This window comes from Microbacterium sp. K41 (assembly GCF_004794395.1).
Taxonomy (GTDB): Bacteria; Actinomycetota; Actinomycetes; order Actinomycetales; family Microbacteriaceae; genus Microbacterium; species Microbacterium sufflavum.
In genome coordinates this window covers 1-3,007 of the sequence record NZ_SSDO01000085.1, presented here as the reverse complement: position 1 = coordinate 3,007, position 3,007 = coordinate 1, and the positions used below count along the sequence as shown (strand labels likewise).

Sequence of the window (3,007 nt, the reverse complement as noted above, 5' to 3'; positions counted from 1 at the left end):
TGCCGCTCGACCTCGCGACCGCCCGCGGCTTCAAAGACATCGCGGACGAGCTGCGCCGGTGATGGCGCTCGACGCGTGGGCCTGGGCGGCGCTCGGCCTGGCCGCGGTCGTGATCGGCATCTCCAAGACCGCACTGCCCGGCGGCAGCATCCTCGCGATCGCGCTGTTCGCCGCGGTGCTGCCCGCCCGCACCTCGACCGCGGCCACGCTGCTGCTGCTCATGGTGGGCGACGTGTTCGCGCTCCTCGCCTACCGTCGGCACGCCCACTGGCCGACACTGCTGCGACTCGCCCCCGCCGTCATCGCCGGACTGCTGCTCGGCTTCGCCTTCCTCGCCCTGACCGGCGACGACGTGGTGCGGCGCGCGATCGGCGTGATCCTGCTGCTGATGATCGCCGTCACCCTGTGGCGACGATGGCGGCAGTCGCGCGTCGAGACGACGGTCACGCCCCGCGGCGGACTCGTGCTCGCCGGCGCCTACGGCACCCTGGGCGGCTTCACGACGATGGTCGCCAACGCCGGCGGACCCGTGATGTCGATGTACTTCCTGGCGACGCGCACCCCGGTCCAGGTGTTCCTGGGCACCTCGGCCTGGTTCTTCGCGATCATCAACGTGATCAAGGTGCCGTTCCTCGCCGGCATCGGACTGTTCACCGCGCCGGTGCTGCTGACGGACGCGCTGCTCGCGCCGCTGGTGGTGCTCGGCGCCCTCCTCGGACTGCGCGTGGCACGACGGCTCGATCAACGGGTGTTCGACCGCATCGTGATCGCGCTCACGATCCTCGGCGCGCTCTACCTGCTCTTCTGATCCCGCGCGGACCGGGTCAGTCGAGGAAGATGTCCGGGAACAGGGCGCTGTCGGGGGTGCCGGGCACGGCGGCGTAGCGCGAGAAGTCGGTCACGCCCTCGGCCTCCAGCACGTCCTCCACGATGAGCGACTGCCCCGTGGTGGTCGCGGCCGGCCGGCACAGCACCGCGTAGGCGGCGTCGGCGTAGATGTCGGCCGTGCGGCTCGCGGCCATCACCCTGTCGCCCCCGAGGAGGTTCTGCACGGCGGCGGTCGCGATGGTCGTGCGGGGCCACAGCGTGTTGGCGGCGATGCCGTCGCGCGCGAACTCGGCCGCGAGCCCGAGCGTGACCATGGTCATGCCGAACTTCGCGAGCGTGTAGCCCGTGTGCGCCCCGAGCCACTTCGGGCTGAGGTTCAGGGGCGGCGAGAGCGACAGGATGTGCGGGTTCTCGGCGTCCTTCAGGATCGGCACGGCCGCCCGCGACAGCAGGAACGTCCCGCGCACGTTGACGTCCTGCATCAGGTCGTACTTCTTCGCCGAGAGGTCGAGCGAGCGCGACAGGTCGATCACGCTGGCGTTGTTGATCACGATGTCGATGCCGCCGAACTCGCCCTGCGTCTTCATGACCGCTTCGGTGATGTCGTCGTCCTCGCGCACGTCGCCGACGATCGGCAGCGCCTGGCCGCCGGCCGCGCGGATCTGCTCGGCCGCGGTGTGCACGGTGCCCTCGAGCTTCGGATGCGGGGTGTCGGTCTTGGCGAGCATGGCGATGTTGGCGCCGTCGGCGGCGGCGCGCAGCGCGATCGCGAGGCCGATGCCGCGGCTGCCGCCCGACATGAGGATGGTCTTGCCGGCGAGTGACATGGGTTCTCCTTCGGGGCGGGTGGTCAGCGCGGTGCCATGCGGATGGCGCCGTCGAGGCGGATGGTCTCGCCGTTGAGGTAGCCGTTCTCGACGATCTGCTGGGCGAGGGCGGCGTACTCGTCCGGTCGGCCGAGGCGGGCGGGGAACGGCACCTGCTGGCCGAGCGAGTCCTGCGCCTCCTGCGGCAGCCCCATCAGCATCGGGGTCTCCATGATGCCGGGGGCGATGGTGCACACGCGGATGCCGTGTCGGGCGAGTTCGCGTGCGATCGGGAGGGTCATGGCGTGCACGCCGCCCTTCGACGCGGAGTACGCGGGCTGCCCGATCTGACCGTCGAACGCCGCGACGCTGGCTGTGTTGACGATGACGCCGCGCTCCTCGTCGTGCAGTTCGTTCTTCGCGATCACGGCCGCGGCCTGCGAGATGACGTTGAAGGTGCCGACGAGGTTGATACGCACGATCCGCTCGAAGTCGGCGAGCACCGCGGGGTTGCCCTCGCGATCGAGCACCTTGGCGGGCGGGGCGATACCGGCGCAGTTGATCACCACGCGCAGCGGGGCGGCGGCTTGTGCGGCGGCGACCGCGGCCGCGACCTCGTCGACGCTCGTGACGTCGGCGGGCACGAAGACCCCGCCCAGTTCTTCCGCGATCTCGGCACCCGCCGAGGAGGGGAGGTCGATGATCGTGACGTGAGCTCCGGCCGCCGCGAGGCGACGCGCGGTGGCGAGCCCGAGGCCCGACGCCCCTCCGGTGACGAGGGCGCCCTGTCCGCTGATCTGCATGTGAGGTTCTCCTTCGAACGTCGTGCGACATGCCTGAAACGCAGTCCCAGCCTAGGTGGTTCCTGGTTCCAGGACGAACCCGGGCTGCGGTGGTGCCGGTGCGACCGGGCGTGAGGGGACGGCGTCGAGGCGAGCCTACGACACCGCCCGTCCGGAGACGGCGTCCGCTCCTCGCGCGACCGGTCGGCCCTGAGCGTCCGCGCGTCCGGCAGGATGGGAGCATGACGATCCCCGCCGAGTCCGTCGTCGTCCCCGACCGGGTGCGCGAGCTGTCCCGCGGAGCAGACCTCGTCTGCGTCTGGCGGAACGACGACGGCGGTCTCACGTTCCGCGCGACCGGCGTCGGCGAGCCGTTCTACATCAAGTGGGGTCCGCGCAACCTCGAGTCCACGCTGCGCGACGAGGCCGAGCGAATGCGCTGGGCCGCGCGGTGGATCAGCGCGCCGACCGTGCTGGACAGCGGCGAGGACGAGACGCACGAGTGGCTGGTGACGGCGGCCCTCGACGGCCTGAGCGCCGTGGATCCCCGGTGGACGGCCGAGCCCGCGACCGCCGTGCGCGCGGTGGGCG

At 71.5% G+C, this 3,007-nt stretch carries 4 protein-coding genes; 2 read left to right on the top strand and 2 right to left on the bottom strand.

Going from position 1 to position 3,007, the window contains the following annotated elements; translation table 11 throughout:
* Positions 1-61: 61 nt before the first annotated feature.
* The gene (locus DW309_RS01685; RefSeq protein WP_136044366.1) at positions 62-808 is read left to right on the top strand and encodes a sulfite exporter TauE/SafE family protein; all 747 of its coding nucleotides are present in this window, start codon (positions 62-64) and stop codon (positions 806-808) included.
* A 16-nt stretch (positions 809-824) separates the two neighbouring features.
* Here DW309_RS01685 and DW309_RS01680 read toward each other — a convergent pair whose 3' ends face one another.
* Both DW309_RS01680 and DW309_RS01675 read right to left on the bottom strand, forming a co-directional pair.
* Positions 825-1,655 carry an SDR family oxidoreductase gene (locus DW309_RS01680; protein WP_136044365.1) on the bottom strand — a complete coding sequence of 277 codons (831 nt, stop codon included), beginning with the start codon at positions 1,653-1,655 and terminating at the stop codon, positions 825-827.
* 23 nt (positions 1,656-1,678) lie between these two features.
* Complete coding sequence (locus tag DW309_RS01675) at positions 1,679-2,437, bottom strand: SDR family NAD(P)-dependent oxidoreductase (RefSeq protein WP_136044364.1); 759 nt, start codon at positions 2,435-2,437, stop codon at positions 1,679-1,681.
* Between the two features lie 221 nt (positions 2,438-2,658).
* On the opposite strand from DW309_RS01675, the gene DW309_RS01670 reads away from it, so the two are divergent.
* Positions 2,659-3,007 (top strand): protein kinase family protein (locus DW309_RS01670; protein WP_524538329.1); only part of this gene is annotated, 349 nt, incomplete at its 3' end.